Here is a 16,362-nt window from a genome sequence, read left to right as displayed (position 1 = left end):
CATCTGGGACCACATCACCGGCAGTACCAGCCTGCCCTCCACGGCCTGACCCAGGACCGCCACCCGGGCCCACTACGCCCTGACGCACCGCCAGAAACTCACACCCCCACCAACGTGACAACGCCCGTCGAGGAGCTCCAGTTTCCCGCTGCGGCCGGTCAACCGAGTCGCGTCGGGCTCCTTCAGATACTGGGCGGGGTGGTTGCAGATCTGCTTGAGCGCGGTCAGGAGTTTGAGTACGAGACCATGCCGGGCAATGCCCTTCGCCTCCTTGATCGCGGCAAGCGACTCACGTACCTGCGCCTCGTACAGCACGGTCTGCTCCCTGCTCAGCAGCACCCGCTCATCGGTCTCGGTCTTCGGCGGCAGCTCGGGCGCGATGCCCGGGTCGGCTTTGCGCCGGCGCAGCACGAAGGGGCGAATGAGCCGGCCGAGCCGCTCGGCCGCCGCAGTGTCCGCTTCGCCGGTCGCACCACCGCGCGCGGCCCGCTCGGCGGCCCGCCCATAACGGTCCCGGAAAGCCTTCAGGGAGCCCAGGAGCCCGGGGGTCCCCCAGTCCAGGAGCGCCCACAGTTCACTGAGGTTGTTCTCCACCGGGGTGCCCGACAGGGCCACGCGCGCCGAGCTCGGCAGGGTGCGCAGCGCTTTCGCGGTGGCCCCTGCCGGGTTCTTCACGTGCTGCGCCTCGTCCGCGACGAGGAGCCCCCACGGCCCGGCTTCGGCGAGCGCCTGGGCGTCGCGGCGCATGGTTCCGTATGTGGTGAGAACGATCTCGCCCGGCCTGAGGCCGCCCAGATCGCGCCCCGGTCCATGGTGGCGGCGCCAGGGGGTGCCGGGCGCGAACCTGTCGATCTCCCGGCCCCAGTTGCTGAGCAGGGATGCCGGGCAGACCACCAGAGCCGGCCTGCCCGCGGTCGCCGGATCCTCCTGGCGGCGCAGATGCAGGGCGATCGTGGTGATCGTCTTCCCCAGGCCCATGTCGTCGGCGAGGCAGGCGCCGAGGCCCAGCCGGGTCATCCGGTCCAGCCAGGCAAGTCCGCGCAGCTGATAGCCGCGCAGAGTGGCGTTCAGAGCGGCGGGCGCGGCCAACTCGGCCGCACCGGCCTGCTCGGGAGCGGCGAGCCGGTTGCGCAGGGCGGCCAGCCACCCTCCTGCCCGTACGGGAACGAGAACACCGTCGGGGTCCTCCACACTGCCGGTGAGCGCGGCGGCCAGCGCATCGAGGGCGCCCAGTTCCCTGCGGGCCCTGCGCGCCTTGCGCAGCAGATCCGCATCCACCACGACCCACTGATCACGCAGCCGCACCAGGGGGCGTCGGGCCTGCGCGAGCCGGTCAAGATCGCCTTGCGTCAGCGTACGGTCGCCGACCGCGAACTCCCAGCGGAAGGAGAGGAGTTGCTCGGGCGAGAAGAACGCGGGGGCCTCGGCATCTTGATCGCGTTCGGCCGGCCCATCGGGCTCGATCACCGCACGGGCCGTCATCTCCCGCGCCAGCTCCTTGGGGAGGTGGACGGCCACCCCGGCGGCCGAAAGCGCAGCCGCCCCGCCTTCAAGGAGGCCGATGAACTCATGATCGTCCAGGGCGAGTTCATCTGGAACCGGCAGCGAGAGGATTCGGTGCAGCGGCGGCCACGCAGCGGCGGCCCGGCGCAGAACGTCCTCCACCTGGACGCGGGTACGCGGACCGAAACCGCCGCTCTCGCCGCTGAAGGCGCCGGCCGCGTCCGCGAGGAGCAGCGGATCGGCCAGCGAGTGCACCTGCACGACGGCCCGCACTGACGCACCGGCCGCCTCCGGGGCGGCGTCGTACGCGTCCTCGCCGTACGCGTCGCCCTCGTCGTCCGCGTATTCACGCATCGCGCTGCCCGGCAGTTCGAGCCGCAGCGAGACGCGTACACCGGCATCCCGGCCGTCGGCCACCCGCGCGGCCCACGCCCGCAGCCCCGGCAGGTGCTGCGCATCACGCGAGGCGAACGGCCGCATCCCTGCGGCCGCCGATGCGGCAGGGGTACGCGGCAGCAGATCCGCCACCGCGTCCATGTACTCCCTCAACCGGGCGTAAGGATCGAGGAGTTGCAGCGACGTACGCGCACTCCCCTCCTCCGCGGACTCCAGCGGTACGGCGTACGCGGCGGGCGGCATGACCTCGGCCAGCGCCCGCACCCAGGTCGCGTCCGCCTCCGCATAAGGGCCAAGCCGCCAGGCATCATGGTCACCGGCGCTGAGCCCTGGCAACAGCAGCCCGCGTCCCGCCAAGTGCAGGGCGTACAGAGCAGCATGCCGCCAGACCGCCACCGACTCCCCACACGGCGCATCCGCCTTCACGCCCAAGAGCCAGGGCAGCACCTCGGCCAACGGCCGCACCACCGCCGACACCGTACGCCGACGCGCCCCACGCCCATGCGCGGAAACGATCTCCACGTCCTCGACCGGCACACCCGCGGGAAGCCTGCCACTACCCGCCGCGTGAAACGCTACGCGCCCCCTGCGCGGCGGATCCGCCGGCAGAAAGACCGCCACACGCTCGGACAACACCACCCACTGCTCCCCGGCGAACTCCGGGGAGGTAACCCTTTCCCGACCCCCCGCGGGCTCAACAGCCGCATGAGCTACAGCAGCAGGGGGTACATCAGCACGGGATACGGCGCCGCGGGCCGACCCGCGCCCGACAGACAGCCGAGGGGCAGGGATCTCGCCCCCCGCCTCGTCGTAGTACTGCGTCCGAACCTCACGGCCGTCCTCGTCATCCACGGTCACCACCCGAAAAACGGTGGCCATGCGCCGATCCCTTCGCCTGCCGACAGACGGTGTCCCACCCGGATCCACCCCGCCATCCCCGACAGGCAAGCCTACCGGGCCCGGCCGCACCCCTTGACAACCACCCAGGGGTGGCCCTGAAACACGACGATGTCGACCTCGGCGTCCAGCGTCGCCTCCCACCGCGCCTCAACGGGACATCTGATCGAACCGGGGGCCCGGTTACGTGATCTTGGCGGGGGTGGGCAGCCACCAAGCTCCCTGGTACCGAAATTCGTACCGATGATGTACGTTTTTCAGTACCATTCGAGAGTGGCTGGAACGAAAGGGACAACAGCAATGACGATCACCGGAACCGAGGCGCGGAGGGACTTCTTCCCCCTGCTGAAGAAGGTCAACGACGATCACGCGCCGGTGCGGATCGCCTCCAAGCAGGGAAACGCCGTCCTCATGGCGGAGTCCGACTACGAAGCGTGGACGGAGACCATGTACCTGCTCGGCAACGCGCGCACCGCCGCTGAGCTGATGGAGTCCGTTGCCGAGCTGGACGCCGGACGCGGCACCGTGCGCGACCTGATCGACCCGGAGGCGGCGGAGTGAAGGTCATGTTCTCCACCCGCGCATGGGAGCAGTACGCGCAGTGGGCCGTGACCGACCGGCGCACCCTCAAACGCATCAACGTCCTGATCGCGGACATCCAGCGCAACCCCGATGACGGCAACGGCATCGGAAAGCCCGAGATGCTGAAAGGCGCACTCAAGGGCTGGTGCTCGCGGCGCATCACCGAGGAACACCGCCTCGTGTACCGGGTGAGTGGTGACGTACTGGAGATCGCCCGCGTCTACGGCCACTACACCGACCGCTAGCGGGTCAGCCCCGGATCGGTGCACCGAGACCGCCTCAGCCCCAAAGCTCTCCCGCGAGGTGGGGGAGGGGGGCTCAACGGATGGCGGCCGGGCTGGCAGGGTGGGACGTGCAGGGGCCGGGCGCGGGGCCCTATGCCTGCGGTGGCTTGCCCGGCCCCGGGACGGATTCCTTCGTTCTGCGTTTCCTGGGCGCCCGCCGCTGGCCAGGCGGCCCTCTCGGCACCAGAACCAGGCACCGGCTGTCGGTCCGCTGGTGCCGGTCGTTAGTCTTTCGGTATGTCTGAGCGTGTTGTCCCGGGCCGGGCAGATAGTCTGGTCACTCTGGCCGCCGCGGACAGTGCGTGGGCAAGCCTGACGGCCGGTAGCGCGGTACCGACAACTTCCGCGGTATTCACCTGCTTTCCTTCTGATGCCCGGCAGGGGCGGTACGTCATGCTCGGTGCCTGTGTGGTGGAGCTGGTGATGACGGGCGACGGCCGGTGGAGTGTTCCGGAGGCTGAGGTGCGCCGGGCGGCGGCGGCATGGACCGCGGTGGAGATGGACGCCCTGGACCTGGTCCGTATCGGTCCGTTCCGTGGTGTGCCGGAGCAGGAGTGCACGGGTGGAACGCTGCATGGTTGGCGCCGGCGCATCAGCTGGGAACTGCAAGAGGCAGATCACCCCGGACGGCAGGCGGGCCGTGAGCCCGGACAGTGGTCTCATCTGGCAGGGATCGACTGGCGGCGGTTGCTGGTGCAGCGGTCCCGTGCCAGGGTCGAGCGGTCGTGGTGGCTTCCGCGTGCCGTGGTCAGGCTGCTGGACGCTGCCGAGCACACCGAAACCGAGTGGCTGCACACCACGCGGGCCTGCAAGGTGGACACAGCTGTCACCGAACAGCACCGCCGGGATGCCCGAGCCACCGACAGCCAGTCCACGACGGGCGTGAACGGTCCAGCCATCCCGCAGCGCCTGTATACGGGGGAGCTGCGAGGTCAGTTGTACTCGGTGCTGAGCCGCAAGCCGGGTATGTCCCGCCAGGTGGCCGGGTGGGTGTGTGCCATCTGCAGTACCGCGCCGGCTGCTGTGCTGGATCACTGCCATGAACACGGCTACGTCCGCGCCCCGGTCTGCCCGTCCTGCAACACGCTGGAGCGCCCCGACCACCTGTACGACAACGACATCCGCGTCGCCAGCCGCTACCGGCGCCTCTTCGACACCGACGCGGTCGGCTGGCTGCGCCACTGGCACCGCTGTCCGGGCTGCCGCACCCGCACCACCCTGCCTCTGCCTCACCTCGCCGCATGGACCGCCTGCACATCCACCCGCACCCTGCGCCCCACCCACTCTGGGTCCCGCGGGCGGAAGCCCTGCGGAGTGCTGCGCGTCTCGTGGACGGGCAACCAGAACACACCCCGCTCCTGCCTGCTCACCGTCTCCGTCGACTTCTGCCCCTCCGGTGAGCACCGCGTCCTGGCACGGGTGCCCTACCGGGAGGCCGTCGAGCAGTTCGGTACCTGGCTGGCCGAAACTGCCCCTGCTGTGGCGGCCGCAGCCGGTCCCGACCGCCTGGACGGCCTCCCTGCCGCACCTCGGCCTGTCATCGCCGACACCAGCGGCGAAGGCCTGGCGCTCTTCTGACCGAACACCAGCAAAGCGGCTCCACAGGTCGCCGGACCGCGTCCGGCGACCTGTGCTCCGAGATCGAAAGGAGCGTCTGTCAGGTGGAGCCGTTGATGCGGCTGCGGGGTGTGATGCCGTGGACGGCGAGGGTGTTCCAGAATGCTGGTGGTGCTCTGGCCGGTGCGTTCGGCAATCCGGCCGACGGGCTCGCCGTTCGCGTAGGCATCCAGGACGGCGGCGGCCAGCTTTCGGCGGGCAGCGTGCAGCGCCTCCTGTACCGACTGGTATTCCCGCCGGGCTGCTTCCAACGCGTCCTCGCTCATACGCCCATCCTGCCAGCCAGCTCTCTGGTCACCCGTACCACTGCCGGTCCGGACGGCGCTCCCTTTATCTGAGCGGAGCGCGGTCTTGTTGCGGCAGCAGCGGGTCGGTCGCGGTGGGGAGTGAGGTGGCTGCGTTGCATTCGCGGCAGGGGACGGTGCGGGGTTGGCGGAGGATGTCGAGGGCCTGGTCGAGGGTGATGAGTGTGGCGTGAGGCTGGCAGCCAATGACGTGGATCAGGCGTGCTCCGGGGTGGCCGGGGCGGTGAGGGAGGTCTTGTACCGTCCAGGCCTGCCGCCCGTCGGCGGTGGGAGCAGCGAGGGTGGGGATGCGGCTGTAGTCGCTGCCTTCGAGAGGGCGGACATGACGGGCGTCGAGCCAGACACTCTGTTCCGCGGGCTCCGTACGGCCGCTGCTGCCAACTGCCCAGAAGGTGATGCCCACCCGGTACTGCCATCCGACCGCTGCGCGCCGCCGCTCATACAGGCGGGCCAGCAATTTCTGCCCGTCAGGCATCGTGACGGTCACCTGGGCCGCGTTCTGCGGCATTGCGATCCCCTCCACCCTACCCAGCATCCTAACCGGACGCCTTGCAGGTTGAGGTTCCCCCGCTGATCAGCACCTCCCGCACAGCGGGGTGTCAACATCTCCTCAGTCTTCAGGAACCAGCGACAGCCAGACGTCAGTGGGAGTGCGGGAGTCGAGTGCGTACTTCGGGAACTCTCCATCGCCTCCTCCACCTACTACCGCTGGCGCCGCGCCGAGAAGGAGCCCTGCGAGCGGCGTCGCCGCGACGTCGAGCTCACCGAGCAGATCAAGGAGATCCACACCGGGTCCGGTGGCGTCTACGGGTCGCCGCGTGTCCACGCCATACTGAAACGCGAGGGCGTCCATGTGGGCCGCAAGCGGGTCGAACGGTTGATGCGCGAGGCCGATCTGGCGGGTCTCAGCCCACGCCGCAAGGGCTTCACGCGCCGCGATCCCAAGGCCACGCTCGCCCCGGACCTCGTCAACCGGGACTTCACCGCCGAGAGACCGAACCGGCTGTGGGTCACCGACCTGACGATGATCGCGACCAGCGAGGGCCCCTTGTGGCTGTCCGCGATCCGCGACGCGTTCTCCCGCAGAGTGGTGGCCTGGGAGACCTCCGCCCGCGCGGACGCCGACCTGGTCCTGTCCAGTCTCGAGTACGCGCTCGCCTCCCGCGAGGTTGAGCCCGGCAAGCTCGTCCACCACGCCGACCACGGCTGCCAATACACATCCATTAAGCTCACAACCCGCCTTCTACGGGCGGGCGTTGAGGCTTCGATGGGTTCGGTCGGGGACAGTTACGATAACGCCCTCGCGGAGAATCTGTGGATGCTGACAAAGACCGAGTGCGTCCGCGGCCGTGTCTTCGCCACGAGGGCCGAAGCGAACCTCGCACTCTTCGAGTACTTCGACGGCTTCTATAACAGCCGGCGCATCCAGAAGCGGCTCGGCTACCTCAGCCCGATCGAGTTCGAGGAGAGGTACTACTCCGATCAGGCAACGACCAGAAGAGCGAACCTGAAACCCCGTCAACCCTCCCTGACCAGCTGATCAGCATCTCCCGAGTAACGGGGGAACCTCAGTACGCAACCCGCAGTCCGGCAAGTGTCTCGAAGCGTCCGGGAGCGTCCGGGAGCGTCTGGAAGGACGGCACCCCTGTCCATCTGTGGGCCTGCCACAGCGGCACCAACCAGAAATGGGTTCTGCCGTGATACATCGGGTGGCACGCGGGACATGCCGCGCGGCACCCGACGGGCGAGGGCCGGGAGATGTGCTCGGCTCTCGCCCATGCCCTCGGTGCTCGGGCGGGAAAGTCATGCCGTTCATTCTGGGAGCATTGGGGGTAGCGTCGCTCGCGATGTGGTCCTATGTGCTTCACAAATTCAGGACCGACCAGGAATTGGCCGAAAGATCCACTATGGCTGCCTCCTCGTCGAGGCCTGGCCCACCGTTCGCGACCGGCTGCGCGCCAGGGTCGCGGTCAAGACGACCGCCTGATCCGCCGCAGTCCCCGAGGTGATGGTGGAGGCTTGGGTGACCTTGCCCGGCGGCGGCCCAGACCAGCCGGAACGCTCAGCCCACCACCTCATGCGACTCCACTCAAACTGGTTCGAGCCGCGGTTGCGGTTGGGGTTGCTGCGCCGGTGCGGCTTTCGGATCCGACAGCTTGGTGGTCCGCACGTAGCCGTAGACCACTGAGGCCATCGCCAGAAGGAGAAGTGGTCCAGACACCCACGGATGTTTTGCCATCTCCATCGGCAGATAGCGATATGACACCAAGAGCGCAGCGAAGACCGTCGCACCATAGGTGACCAGCTGGATTCCTGGCCACTCCCAGCCACGGTCGAGCAAGCGCAGCGCTGCCTCGATCGTGAGCGCGAACACCACGCCGGCAACGAGATCCACGCCGTAGTGGTAGCCGAATCCCAGCGTCGCGCCGAGCGTGGCGATCAGCCAGAACGTGCCTGCGAATCGCAGAATCCGTGGGCCCTTGCGGGAATGGATGAAGATCGCGGTGGCCCACGCCGTGTGCAGGCTGGGCATGCAGTTGCGTGGGGTGATCTCGTCGTATGCCATGGGGTGCGGGGTATCGATCGGTAGCGGCATGTCCGGCCACAGGTTGGCCGCCGCCCAGCCCTCGCCGGTGCCGAAGGCGCCGGTGCCGTAGGCGAAGACCGGTCCGACCACCGGGAAGATCATGTAAATGGCTGGCCCGAGGAGGCCGATGACCAGAAAGGTGCGCACCAGATGATGGCTTGGGAAGCGACGCTCGACTGCCACGTTCCGTAGCTGGTACAGCGCGACAATGACCGCGGCAACCGCGAGCTGAGCGTAGACGAAGCCGAGAACATGGTCGCCGATCGGGCCGGTGGCCGTGACAATCCGGCCTGCCAGCCACGACGGATTGCCCAGCGCCTGATCGGCAGTTGCCACGTATTGGTCGAGCACCGCCGTGCGGGTTTTCGACGTGATGAGTAGCCAGGTATCGCCAGTCTTGCGGCCGGCCACCAGGAGCAGGCCAAGCCCGACGCCCTTCAGGAGCAGGACACGTTCCCGGCCGGTACGGCGCGTGACAGCTATGACCGCATAGCCCACAAGTACCCACAACGCGCCGTTACCGTAAGGGTGGTGCCCTTCGGGCACTTCGGCATCGACCGCCCACCGCACCAGCAAGAAGGCGACGTCGATGCCGATCGCGGCACCAACCGTGATGAACCGTTGCCGCCAGGTGAGTACCACCGTCATCAAGGCCATGCAGGCGTACAGCAGCGGCCCTGAGGTGGGGGCGAATATCAACTCTTGCGCCTGATTGGTGATCGGTCCCGGTAGGCCGTAGCGACGCGCGGCAATCTCCAGCGTGACGAGGAATCCAAGGGTCGCCACACCCGCCGCGGCCCACAGCATCGCCCGTGGCTGACGCCACGCATGGAACGTAAATCTGCTGTCTATTCGCGAAATCAACCGCGATGCTATAGGTGTCAATTGTTGGCCGATTCCTTAGAAATTAGCTAAATGGGTTGGTGTTCACGCCGAATAGCATGGTTTTCCGGTGAAGGTGGGCGATCAAGGCGCTCGTCGTGAGGCCGATCATGCTAGCGGAGCCGTGCGGGGGCATTTGCTGCCCACGGGTGGTGCGAAGATCGGTCGATCCTGCGCTCGATGGCTCACCGCCTCGGGAATTACCATGAAACTCTCGACGCCCGGCGGGCATTGAGGGCGTCACAGCGGGACTGTCCGACGGCGGGCGGTGGGGCCGCCCCCGCGCGCACCCGCCCGCTCACGCGACTTCAGCAGTGGGCGGGACGGCTTCGAGGTCCTCGAAGCCGCTGTTGAGTACGCCTGGTTGAAGTGGCCGAGTCCGGTCCAAGAGGGTTCCTGTTCAAGGGGGCGCTCGCACAAACCGTTTCACGAGCCTGGCTGCAGATGGCCGACGCCGACCGCCCAGCGTGACGCTTGTGTAACGCACTTGGCTGGACGGCTCCAGGCCACGGCCCCGACGACCCCAACGGACGGCCGAAAATCGTCATGATCTCGGAGATGCCACCGGCGGACGTTGATGCGGGACATGAGCTGCTCGAACAGGGTGCTGTTGTTGACGTTTCGAGCGGTGGCCGCGAAGGTCAGCGGCCGGCCCTACCCGTTACGGGCCAGATGGATCCTCGTGGTCAGTCCGCCGTGGGACGTCCTTGAGGCGGCCGGTCACCACCAGTTTGCCGTCCGGGGTGCGCCGCGCGAGGTCGCCGGTGCGGAAGTAGCCGTCGGTGGTGAAGGAGCGTGCGTTGTGGTCGGGCGCCCGGTAGTAGCCTCGCACTGTATACGGACCGCGGGCGAGGAGTTCGCCGGGTTCGCCGTCGGGCACGTCCTTGCCGTCGACGTCGACCACGCGGATCTCATCGTCGGGCGAGAGCGGGCGGCCCTGTCTGGTCAGTACGGTCTCCTCCGGATCGGCGGGCAGGGTGAGAGTGAGCGGCCCCTCAGCCGTGCCGAAGACCTGCTGCGGGCGGCAGCCCAATGCGGGGCCAATGCGTTCGGCGGTCGCCCGGTGCAGGGGCGCGCCGCCGATCTGCACAAGATGCAGACTGCTCAAGTCGCCCTGGACGGTAGGAGGCGCGTCGAGCCAGAGCTGGGCGACGGCGGGCGCCAACGATGTGATGGTGACCCGCTCTCGTCCGATGACCGGAAAGCATTCGACGGGTCCCGGGTTCTCGACCAGGACGACGGCGCCGCCGACTGAGAGGGTGCCGACGATGCCGGGACAGCCGAAAGTGAAGTTGAACGCGGCGGGCAGTGCGGCGAGATACACGTCGTTCTCGGTGAGCGGCACCAGCTCGGCGGCGGCCCCCGCCTGATAGGCGTAGTCGTTGTGGGTGCGCGGAATGAGCTGGGGCGCCGTGGTGGTATCGCCGGAGAGCAGGAAGAACGCCACCTGGCCGGCGTTCTGCGCAAGCACCGGCTCGGGCGGGGCGTCGATGGAGCCCAGCGGGCTGTAGTGGTAGCCCGACGGGTCGGTCGTCAGGCCGCCGTACGGGGACGCGGCGCCCGGGGCTTCAAGGGTGAACACCTGCCGCAGGACGGGCTCTCGGGCCGCGATGTCCGCGGCCATCGCCGTGTGGTCGAAGCCCTGGTACGTCGAGGGGCCGATGTAGCCGACGGCCTGGGCGACGCGCACGAGGTGGGACACCTCGGACGCGCGGTGCGAGACCGGGCAGAACACGAGGACCGCGCCGGCGCGCATCAGCGCGAACACGGTGATGACGAACTCGGGAAGTTCGGCAGCTGTACGACGAGTCGTTGTCCGGGCCGGAGGCCGCGCAGCCGGAAGCCTGCTGCCATGCGGTCCACGCGCCGGTTCAGCGCCGCGTACGTGATGCGGATGTCGCCGCCCACGAGCGCGGTCCGTACTGCAGAGCCCAGCCGCGCAGCAGGGTGTCCAGCGTATCGCCACGCCAGTGCCCGGCCGCCCAGTAGCGGTCGACGAACTCCTCGGGCCAGGGCGTGCAGCCGTCGAGCATCGATGTCATTCGCTTCCTTCTGTACCAGTGGGGCCGGTCCAGCATGACGGCGACCTCCAGGAGGAGCTGGGCTCCCGCCGACACTCGGGCCAGCCGGTGCTCATCCAGGTCAATGTCGCAATGCGCCATGGCGGAACCCCGTGACGTCGGAGCCCTGGCCCAAGGGAAATGCCGTGATGCTGTTGGTGATCTTCAGGTGGTCGGGGTTCTACAGAGCCGCTGGAAATGACTGGCCGGACGGGGTTGGCGTGATGGCGAAGTGCCCGGTGGAGGGGTGTCCGCTCAGTCGAACGATGCTTGTTCCGGCGGCGGTGGGGATGTGGTGGACGTGCGTTTTGGCCAATCCCCGGTAGCGGCGGGATCGGACCGTCTCCGACACGATGCGCCACCGGCGGCTCGAGGGTGGGCCGGCAGCCCTCCGCGATCCACGTCTGCGCGAGTTCTGCGGGAGACCTCGGGGCGATCACGTTTCGCCGGGTCGCCGTTGGGAGTTCCCGCTGCCGAGGGGCCATGACTCGATGTCACGGTAGTGGATCGGTCCGCGGCTGCGGCCGACGTTGCTGCCGACCAGGTGCAGACGTTCGGCAGGCCATCGGCGGCCGGTGAATCCGGCGAACCCTTCGGCGACCTCTCCCGTCGAGGACCGGTCTCCTCGGCGGGCACGGGCCAACGTCAAGTGGGGGCGCAGGGGGCGATCCTCGAAGGCGATACCGCAGCTCTTGACGGCGGTACGCACATCGGCGGCGAGCAGGTGCAGCTCATCGAGGTCTCCGTCGATTCCGGTCCACAGCACCCGGTCGTCGAAATTCCCGCTGTCGCGTAGTGCCAAACAGGGAGGTTGGTGGTTCGCTGCGAGGTGGGCGAGTGGCAGTCGCAGGAGCGGAACTGTCTCAGCCGCTTGCTCCCCGAGGAATGCCAGGGTGATGTGCCAGTCCTCAATGCGGTTCCACCGCAGGTGTGGGTGTGTGTCATAGGCGGGGCGCAAGGCCCGGGCCATTTCTTCTTTCGCGTGGTCGGGCGGGGCGAGGGCGATGAACACGCGAATGGTCGCCGGCTGAGTCTGATCGTTCACACCGGACTTCGTACCGCACCCGGGTAGTGGATGCGACGGCCCAGGCTCGGTGTCTGTGCCCAGGTGGCGGCGGCCGGGTGGGCGCGTGTGCAACGCCTCGTCGCGGAGGCCCGGTCCTGCGGCGGCCCGGTCCGCGACGGTGTCGGCGCGCTCGGTCGCGGTGTTCGGGGTTTGGGGGCCGGTTTCCAGCGGGCGGCGGGTGCTCACGGCTCCTATTCTCCCTGTGCCTGGGTGCCCAGGACGCCACGGATGCGGAGCGCGGCCATGTCGGGCAGGTGCGGGACGTGCAGGTCGGTGTCTACGTCTACGCGGCTCGACCGGCAGCCGGCGGCCCGCAGTCGAATACTCGCCTCACCGAGACGGTGACGGGCCTGCCGCCGGGTGACGCGTTGGACCTCGGATGCGGCAACGGAGGCGACGCGCTGTGGCTCGCCGGCCAGGGGTGGCACGTCACCGCCGTCGACATCTCGGCCGTGGCGGTCGAGCGGCTCGCCGCCCTCGCCCGTTCGCACGGCCTGGGTGACCGCGCCATCACCGTGAGACACGACGTGCACAAGTCACTCCCGCCCGGCGGATTCGACCTGATCTGCGCCCACTACCTGTACAGCCCCTTCGACCTGGACCGGGCAACCGTACTGCCCTCGGCCGCGCATGCACTGCGCCCGGATGTGCGACTGCTGGTCGTCGACCACGGGTTGGCCGCGCCGTGGTCGTGGAACCAGGATCCCGACACCCGGTACCCGAGCCCGCGTGAAGTCGCCGCGGGTATCGGTCTGGACTCGGCGACATGGGAGGTCGAGCGGGCCGACGCACCCCGCCGGATCGCGACCGGACCGGGCGGGCGCACCGCCGAGATCACCGACCACGTTCTCCTCGTCCGCCGCGCCGCCTGACACGGCGGCCACAGCCGATCCCCACGCAAGAAGGAGACCAATGCCCGGCAGCACGCGCCCCAACCGCCGCGGCGACACCCCGCCACCCCGGACCGGAAGCAGTGAGAGCGAGGTCCTGCGCGGATTCCTCAACTACCTCCGGACTTCGATCGCCGCGAGGGTCGACGGCGCACCCGAACCGCAGGTGCGAACAGCCGCAGTGCCGTCGGGCACGAACCTGCTCGGCCTGCTCAACCACCTGACTTTCGTTGAGCGCTCGATGTTCCTCGGGGACGACGTCACCGACTGGAAGTCAACGTTCCAGGCCGCACCGGCGGACAGCGTGGCCGATGTCGTCGCCCGCTACCGAGACGTGGTCAAGCGCGCGAACGAAGTGCTCGACGAGTACACCAACCTCGGTGCACCGGTCCCGCGGCCGCGGCCGGAACGCCCCGCTCCCAGCATCCGCTGGGCACTCACCCACATGATCAAGGAGACAGGCTGCCACGCGGGCCACGCGGACATCCTCCGCGAACTCATCGACGGCACGACGGTGATCTCATAGGAGCCCTCTACCCTGCACGAATACGACGTCACAGCGACCACCAGCGCCTCGCCGGAATTCGTCTGGAAGCTGCTGGTCGAAGTCGCAAGCCGGCCGCTGTGGTCGAAGGTGGACAGCCTGGACATGACCCGGTCGGTCGGCCTCGACCCCGGCGGCGACGACGGTGTCGGTGCCATCCGGGCTTTCCGGACGGGACGCGGTGTGACCGGGTAGCGGCTGACCGAGAAGGGCGAGCGACGCCTCTTGGCATATGAAGACGCGTTCAATCCGCCGATACACAACTATCGTGCGCGCGCTGAGCTGGAGCCGACATCCAGCTCAGGCGCGGTCATCCACTGGTACGGCGAGAACGAGACGGCCTGGCTGTTGCGCTGAGTCCTGCCGCGCAATCTCCAGAAGTTCATACAAGGCATGGCGGAAGGGCCGGCGCGCTACGCCGAGGAGTGCAAGCCGGCTCAGTGAGTCCTACGCTGCAGTGCGCGTTCAGTCAGGCCTGTTCGCACGGGTCTTTAACCGCGACGCTTGCGGGCTGATTCGCGACCGGGACGTGAACGCGGCCCGCAACATCCTCGCCGCCGGACGGGCGGAGAGACTGAACACCTGTGGAGCGCGGGTCGGACTGAGGTCGGCAATCCCAGCACAGCGCGGTGAAACAGGAACCCACCGGGACGGTCAGACGACCGTGGTAGGAATCCCGGCCCTCTGGGCCGGGAGAGTGTCAATCAAACCAGTTCGGGCTGCGGTTCGGGCTGCGACTCGTGCCGCGGTTCCGGCAGATGCGCCGACACGGCTTTCCGTTCCCACCCCCTGGTGGTCCGTACGTAGCCGTAGACCACTGAGGTCATCGCCAGAATGAGCAGTGGCCCGAACACCCACGGATGGTCGGCCATCTCCTTCGACAGGTAGCGATACGTCGCCAAGAGCGCAGCGAAGACCGCGGCACCGTAGACGACCAGCTGGGTTCCCGGCCGGTCCCAGCCGCGGTCGACCGAGCGCAGCGCCGCCTCGATCGTGAGCGTGAACACCACACCGGCGCCGATGTCCGCGCCGTAGTGGTAGCCGAATCCCAGCGTCGCGCCGAGCGTGGCGATCAGCCAGAACGTGCCTGCGAATCGCAGAATCCGTGGGCCCTTGCGGGAATGGATAAAGATCGCGGTGGCCCACGCCGTGTGCAGGCTGGGCATGCAATTGCGCGGGGTGAACTCGTCGAAAGGCATCGGGTGCGGAGTGCTGACCGGCGGCGGCGTGTCCGGCCACAGGTTGGCCACCGCCCAGTGCCCCCCGTCGGCGCCGTAGGCGAAGATCGGTCCGACCACCGGGAAGACCATGTAGATGCCCGGCCCGAGCAGGCCGATGACCAGAAAGGTGCGCACCAGATGATGGCCCGGGAAGCGGCGCTCGACCGCCACGTTGCGCAGCTGGTACAGCGCGACGACGACGGCGGCCACCGGGAGCTGAATGTAGACATATTCGAGAACGTGGGCTCCGACCGTGCCGGTGGCCTCCACGATCCGGCCTACCAGCCACGACGGGTTGCCCAAGGCATGATCGGCGGTTGCCACGTACTGGTCGAGCACCATCGGGCGGGTCTTCGACGTGATCTGCAGCCAGGTGTAGCCGGTCTTGCGGCCGGCCACCAGCAGCAGGGCCAGTCCGACGCCTTTCAGTAGCAGGACGCGGTCTGGGCCGGTGCGGCGCGTGACGGCGATGACGGCACAGGCCAAAGTCACCCACAACGCACCGTTGCCGAACATCATCTCGGCGTCGACAGTCCACCGTACGATCCAGAAGCTGACGTCGATGCCGATCGCGGCGCCGACCGCGATGAACCGCTGCCGCCAGGTGAGTACCACCATCATCAAAGCCATGCTGACGTACAGCACCGTCCCCGATTTGGGGGCGAATATCACCTCTCGCGCCTGGTCGGTGATCGGCCCCGGCTCGCCGAACCGACGTGCGGCTATCTCCAGCGCAATGAGGAATCCGAGGCCCACCACACTGACCGCGACCCACAGCATGACGCGTGGTTGACGCCAGGCAGCCAACCGAAGGTTGCCGTCTATTCGCGAAAACCCTCGCGGTACCCTAGATATCAATTTTTCAGCCGATGTGTCATATTTCAACGTGATCGTTGCGAGCTCGAACATGTTAGCGGAGCGGTTGGGTTTCGCTGATCACGGGTACCTCCAATACAGCGATCGGCTCTCCTCTGCCCACGGCCGCAGCGGACATGAAACCGGTTCCGCAACCGCCGCGATGACGTCGGGCAAGGTGGGCATCACGTCCGCCGAGGTCGCTACTGCCGGTATCGACGCGAAATGCCGGAGCCACGGCCGCAATTACGTTGTACGGAACTACCACCGTGGGCCCGCCAAGTACACGTTGCGCTGCGGCACTACTGAACGTGACTGGTTGCCTTTTAGGCGAGGATCGAACGCATCGCCCGCTGACCGTCAGGTCCGGCCCCAGTTCCGGCCCCGGTGCGCGGGCCTTGACCCCGGAGTTTGAACACGTCTATGCGGCTCGGGCCAGGGTAGTTGATGTTGATGGGACGGTGGGCCGATCACCGCGGCCGTCCGGCGCCTGCGCACCGCCGGCATCCCCATCGCCCAGGCCCACCTGCGCCACCTCAACCCCTTCCCCCGGAACCTCGGCGAGATTCTGGGACGTTACGAGAAAGTGGTCGTGCCCGAGATGAACCTCGGGCAGCTCACCACCCTGCTCAGGGCCAAATACCTGGTGGACGCGCACTCCTACAACCAGGTCA

At 68.1% G+C, this 16,362-nt stretch carries 13 protein-coding genes and 3 pseudogenes; 9 read left to right on the top strand and 7 right to left on the bottom strand.

All coding sequences use genetic code 11. The features are described 5' to 3' along the window. Positions 1 to 72: 72 nt before the first annotated feature. On the bottom strand, positions 73 to 2,367 hold the full coding sequence (locus QMK30_RS36945; protein WP_502963302.1) for a DEAD/DEAH box helicase: 2,295 nt from the start codon (positions 2,365 to 2,367) through the stop codon (positions 73 to 75). Between the two features lie 729 nt (positions 2,368 to 3,096). Here QMK30_RS36945 and QMK30_RS36940 point away from each other — a divergent pair. The 4 genes from QMK30_RS36940 to QMK30_RS36925 all read left to right on the top strand — a co-directional run bounded on the left by QMK30_RS36940 (position 3,097) and on the right by QMK30_RS36925 (position 5,617). Next, positions 3,097 to 3,357 carry a type II toxin-antitoxin system Phd/YefM family antitoxin gene (locus tag QMK30_RS36940; RefSeq protein ID WP_138358631.1) on the top strand — a complete coding sequence of 87 codons (261 nt, stop codon included), beginning with the start codon at positions 3,097 to 3,099 and terminating at the stop codon, positions 3,355 to 3,357. Next, on the top strand, positions 3,354 to 3,623 hold the full coding sequence (locus QMK30_RS36935; RefSeq protein WP_283522725.1) for a Txe/YoeB family addiction module toxin: 270 nt from the start codon (positions 3,354 to 3,356) through the stop codon (positions 3,621 to 3,623). The genes QMK30_RS36940 and QMK30_RS36935 overlap by 4 nt, the downstream gene beginning before the upstream one ends. Before the next feature lie 432 nt (positions 3,624 to 4,055). Then, positions 4,056 to 5,240: an endonuclease domain-containing protein gene (locus tag QMK30_RS36930; RefSeq protein WP_349362160.1), complete on the top strand. Its 1,185-nt coding sequence runs from the start codon at positions 4,056 to 4,058 to the stop codon at positions 5,238 to 5,240. Between the two features lie 83 nt (positions 5,241 to 5,323). Beyond that, positions 5,324 to 5,617 (top strand): hypothetical protein, encoded by a 294-nt coding sequence (locus QMK30_RS36925; protein ID WP_283522723.1) that lies wholly within the window; start codon positions 5,324 to 5,326, stop codon positions 5,615 to 5,617. On the opposite strand, the gene QMK30_RS36920 is transcribed toward QMK30_RS36925, so the two are convergent. Continuing rightward, complete coding sequence (locus tag QMK30_RS36920; protein ID WP_283522722.1) at positions 5,610 to 6,092, bottom strand: DUF6233 domain-containing protein; 483 nt, start codon at positions 6,090 to 6,092, stop codon at positions 5,610 to 5,612. The two genes, QMK30_RS36925 and QMK30_RS36920, sit on opposite strands and share 8 nt — an antisense overlap. 96 nt (positions 6,093 to 6,188) lie before the next feature. On the opposite strand from QMK30_RS36920, the gene QMK30_RS36915 reads away from it, so the two are divergent. Together QMK30_RS36915 and QMK30_RS38620 are read left to right on the top strand one after the other, a co-directional pair. Then, on the top strand, positions 6,189 to 7,124 hold the full coding sequence (locus QMK30_RS36915) for an IS3 family transposase (RefSeq protein ID WP_349362162.1): 936 nt from the start codon (positions 6,189 to 6,191) through the stop codon (positions 7,122 to 7,124). Between the two features lie 28 nt (positions 7,125 to 7,152). Then, a pseudogene (locus QMK30_RS38620) lies at positions 7,153 to 7,285 on the top strand (RICIN domain-containing protein); the annotation flags it as partial. A gap of 388 nt (positions 7,286 to 7,673) precedes the next feature. Here QMK30_RS38620 and QMK30_RS36910 read toward each other — a convergent pair. The 4 genes and pseudogenes from QMK30_RS36910 to thpR form a co-directional block, all read right to left on the bottom strand. After that, the gene (locus QMK30_RS36910; RefSeq protein WP_283522721.1) at positions 7,674 to 8,978 is read right to left on the bottom strand and encodes a phosphatase PAP2 family protein; all 1,305 of its coding nucleotides are present in this window, start codon (positions 8,976 to 8,978) and stop codon (positions 7,674 to 7,676) included. A 736-nt stretch (positions 8,979 to 9,714) separates the two neighbouring features. Continuing rightward, positions 9,715 to 10,916 (bottom strand): annotated as a pseudogene (locus QMK30_RS36900) (AMP-binding protein). Between the two features lie 8 nt (positions 10,917 to 10,924). After that, positions 10,925 to 11,215 carry a hypothetical protein gene (locus QMK30_RS36895; RefSeq protein ID WP_283522720.1) on the bottom strand — a complete coding sequence of 97 codons (291 nt, stop codon included), beginning with the start codon at positions 11,213 to 11,215 and terminating at the stop codon, positions 10,925 to 10,927. 334 nt (positions 11,216 to 11,549) lie between these two features. Continuing rightward, positions 11,550 to 12,158 (bottom strand): RNA 2',3'-cyclic phosphodiesterase, encoded by a 609-nt coding sequence (thpR, locus tag QMK30_RS36890; protein WP_283522726.1) that lies wholly within the window; start codon positions 12,156 to 12,158, stop codon positions 11,550 to 11,552. A gap of 284 nt (positions 12,159 to 12,442) precedes the next feature. Between thpR and QMK30_RS36885 the strand changes: the two genes are divergently transcribed. Next, entirely contained in the window at positions 12,443 to 13,051 is a 609-nt protein-coding gene (locus QMK30_RS36885) for an SAM-dependent methyltransferase (RefSeq protein WP_283522719.1), read from the top strand. A 40-nt stretch (positions 13,052 to 13,091) separates the two neighbouring features. After that, on the top strand, positions 13,092 to 13,595 hold the full coding sequence (locus tag QMK30_RS36880; protein ID WP_283522718.1) for a DinB family protein: 504 nt from the start codon (positions 13,092 to 13,094) through the stop codon (positions 13,593 to 13,595). Between the two features lie 722 nt (positions 13,596 to 14,317). Here the strand turns inward: QMK30_RS36880 and QMK30_RS36870 are convergent. After that, entirely contained in the window at positions 14,318 to 15,613 is a 1,296-nt protein-coding gene (locus QMK30_RS36870) for a phosphatase PAP2 family protein (protein WP_283522717.1), read from the bottom strand. Positions 15,614 to 16,151: 538 nt separating this feature from the next. On the opposite strand from QMK30_RS36870, the pseudogene QMK30_RS36865 reads away from it, so the two are divergent. Beyond that, positions 16,152 to 16,362: pseudogene (locus tag QMK30_RS36865) on the top strand (2-oxoacid:acceptor oxidoreductase subunit alpha); the annotation flags it as partial.

It is taken from the genome of Streptomyces sp. H27-C3 (assembly GCF_030063415.1).
GTDB lineage: Bacteria > Actinomycetota > Actinomycetes > Streptomycetales > Streptomycetaceae > Streptomyces.
The sequence above is the reverse complement of the archived record's forward strand: the minus strand, read 5'-3'. Positions and strand labels throughout refer to the sequence as shown.

Excerpts from the sequence above, each read along its gene's own strand:
- QMK30_RS36930 (WP_349362160.1), top strand. The coding sequence starts at position 4,056 with ATGCTCGGTGCCTGTGTGGTGGAGCTGGTGATGACGGGCGACGGCCGG.
- QMK30_RS36920 (WP_283522722.1), bottom strand. The coding sequence starts at position 6,092 with ATGCCGCAGAACGCGGCCCAGGTGACCGTCACGATGCCTGACGGGCAG.
- QMK30_RS36870 (WP_283522717.1), bottom strand. The coding sequence starts at position 15,613 with ATGCTGTGGGTCGCGGTCAGTGTGGTGGGCCTCGGATTCCTCATTGCG.
- QMK30_RS36940 (WP_138358631.1), top strand. The coding sequence starts at position 3,097 with ATGACGATCACCGGAACCGAGGCGCGGAGGGACTTCTTCCCCCTGCTG.
- QMK30_RS36880 (WP_283522718.1), top strand. The coding sequence starts at position 13,092 with ATGCCCGGCAGCACGCGCCCCAACCGCCGCGGCGACACCCCGCCACCC.
- QMK30_RS36910 (WP_283522721.1), bottom strand. The coding sequence starts at position 8,978 with ATGCTGTGGGCCGCGGCGGGTGTGGCGACCCTTGGATTCCTCGTCACG.
- QMK30_RS36895 (WP_283522720.1), bottom strand. The coding sequence starts at position 11,215 with ATGGCGCATTGCGACATTGACCTGGATGAGCACCGGCTGGCCCGAGTG.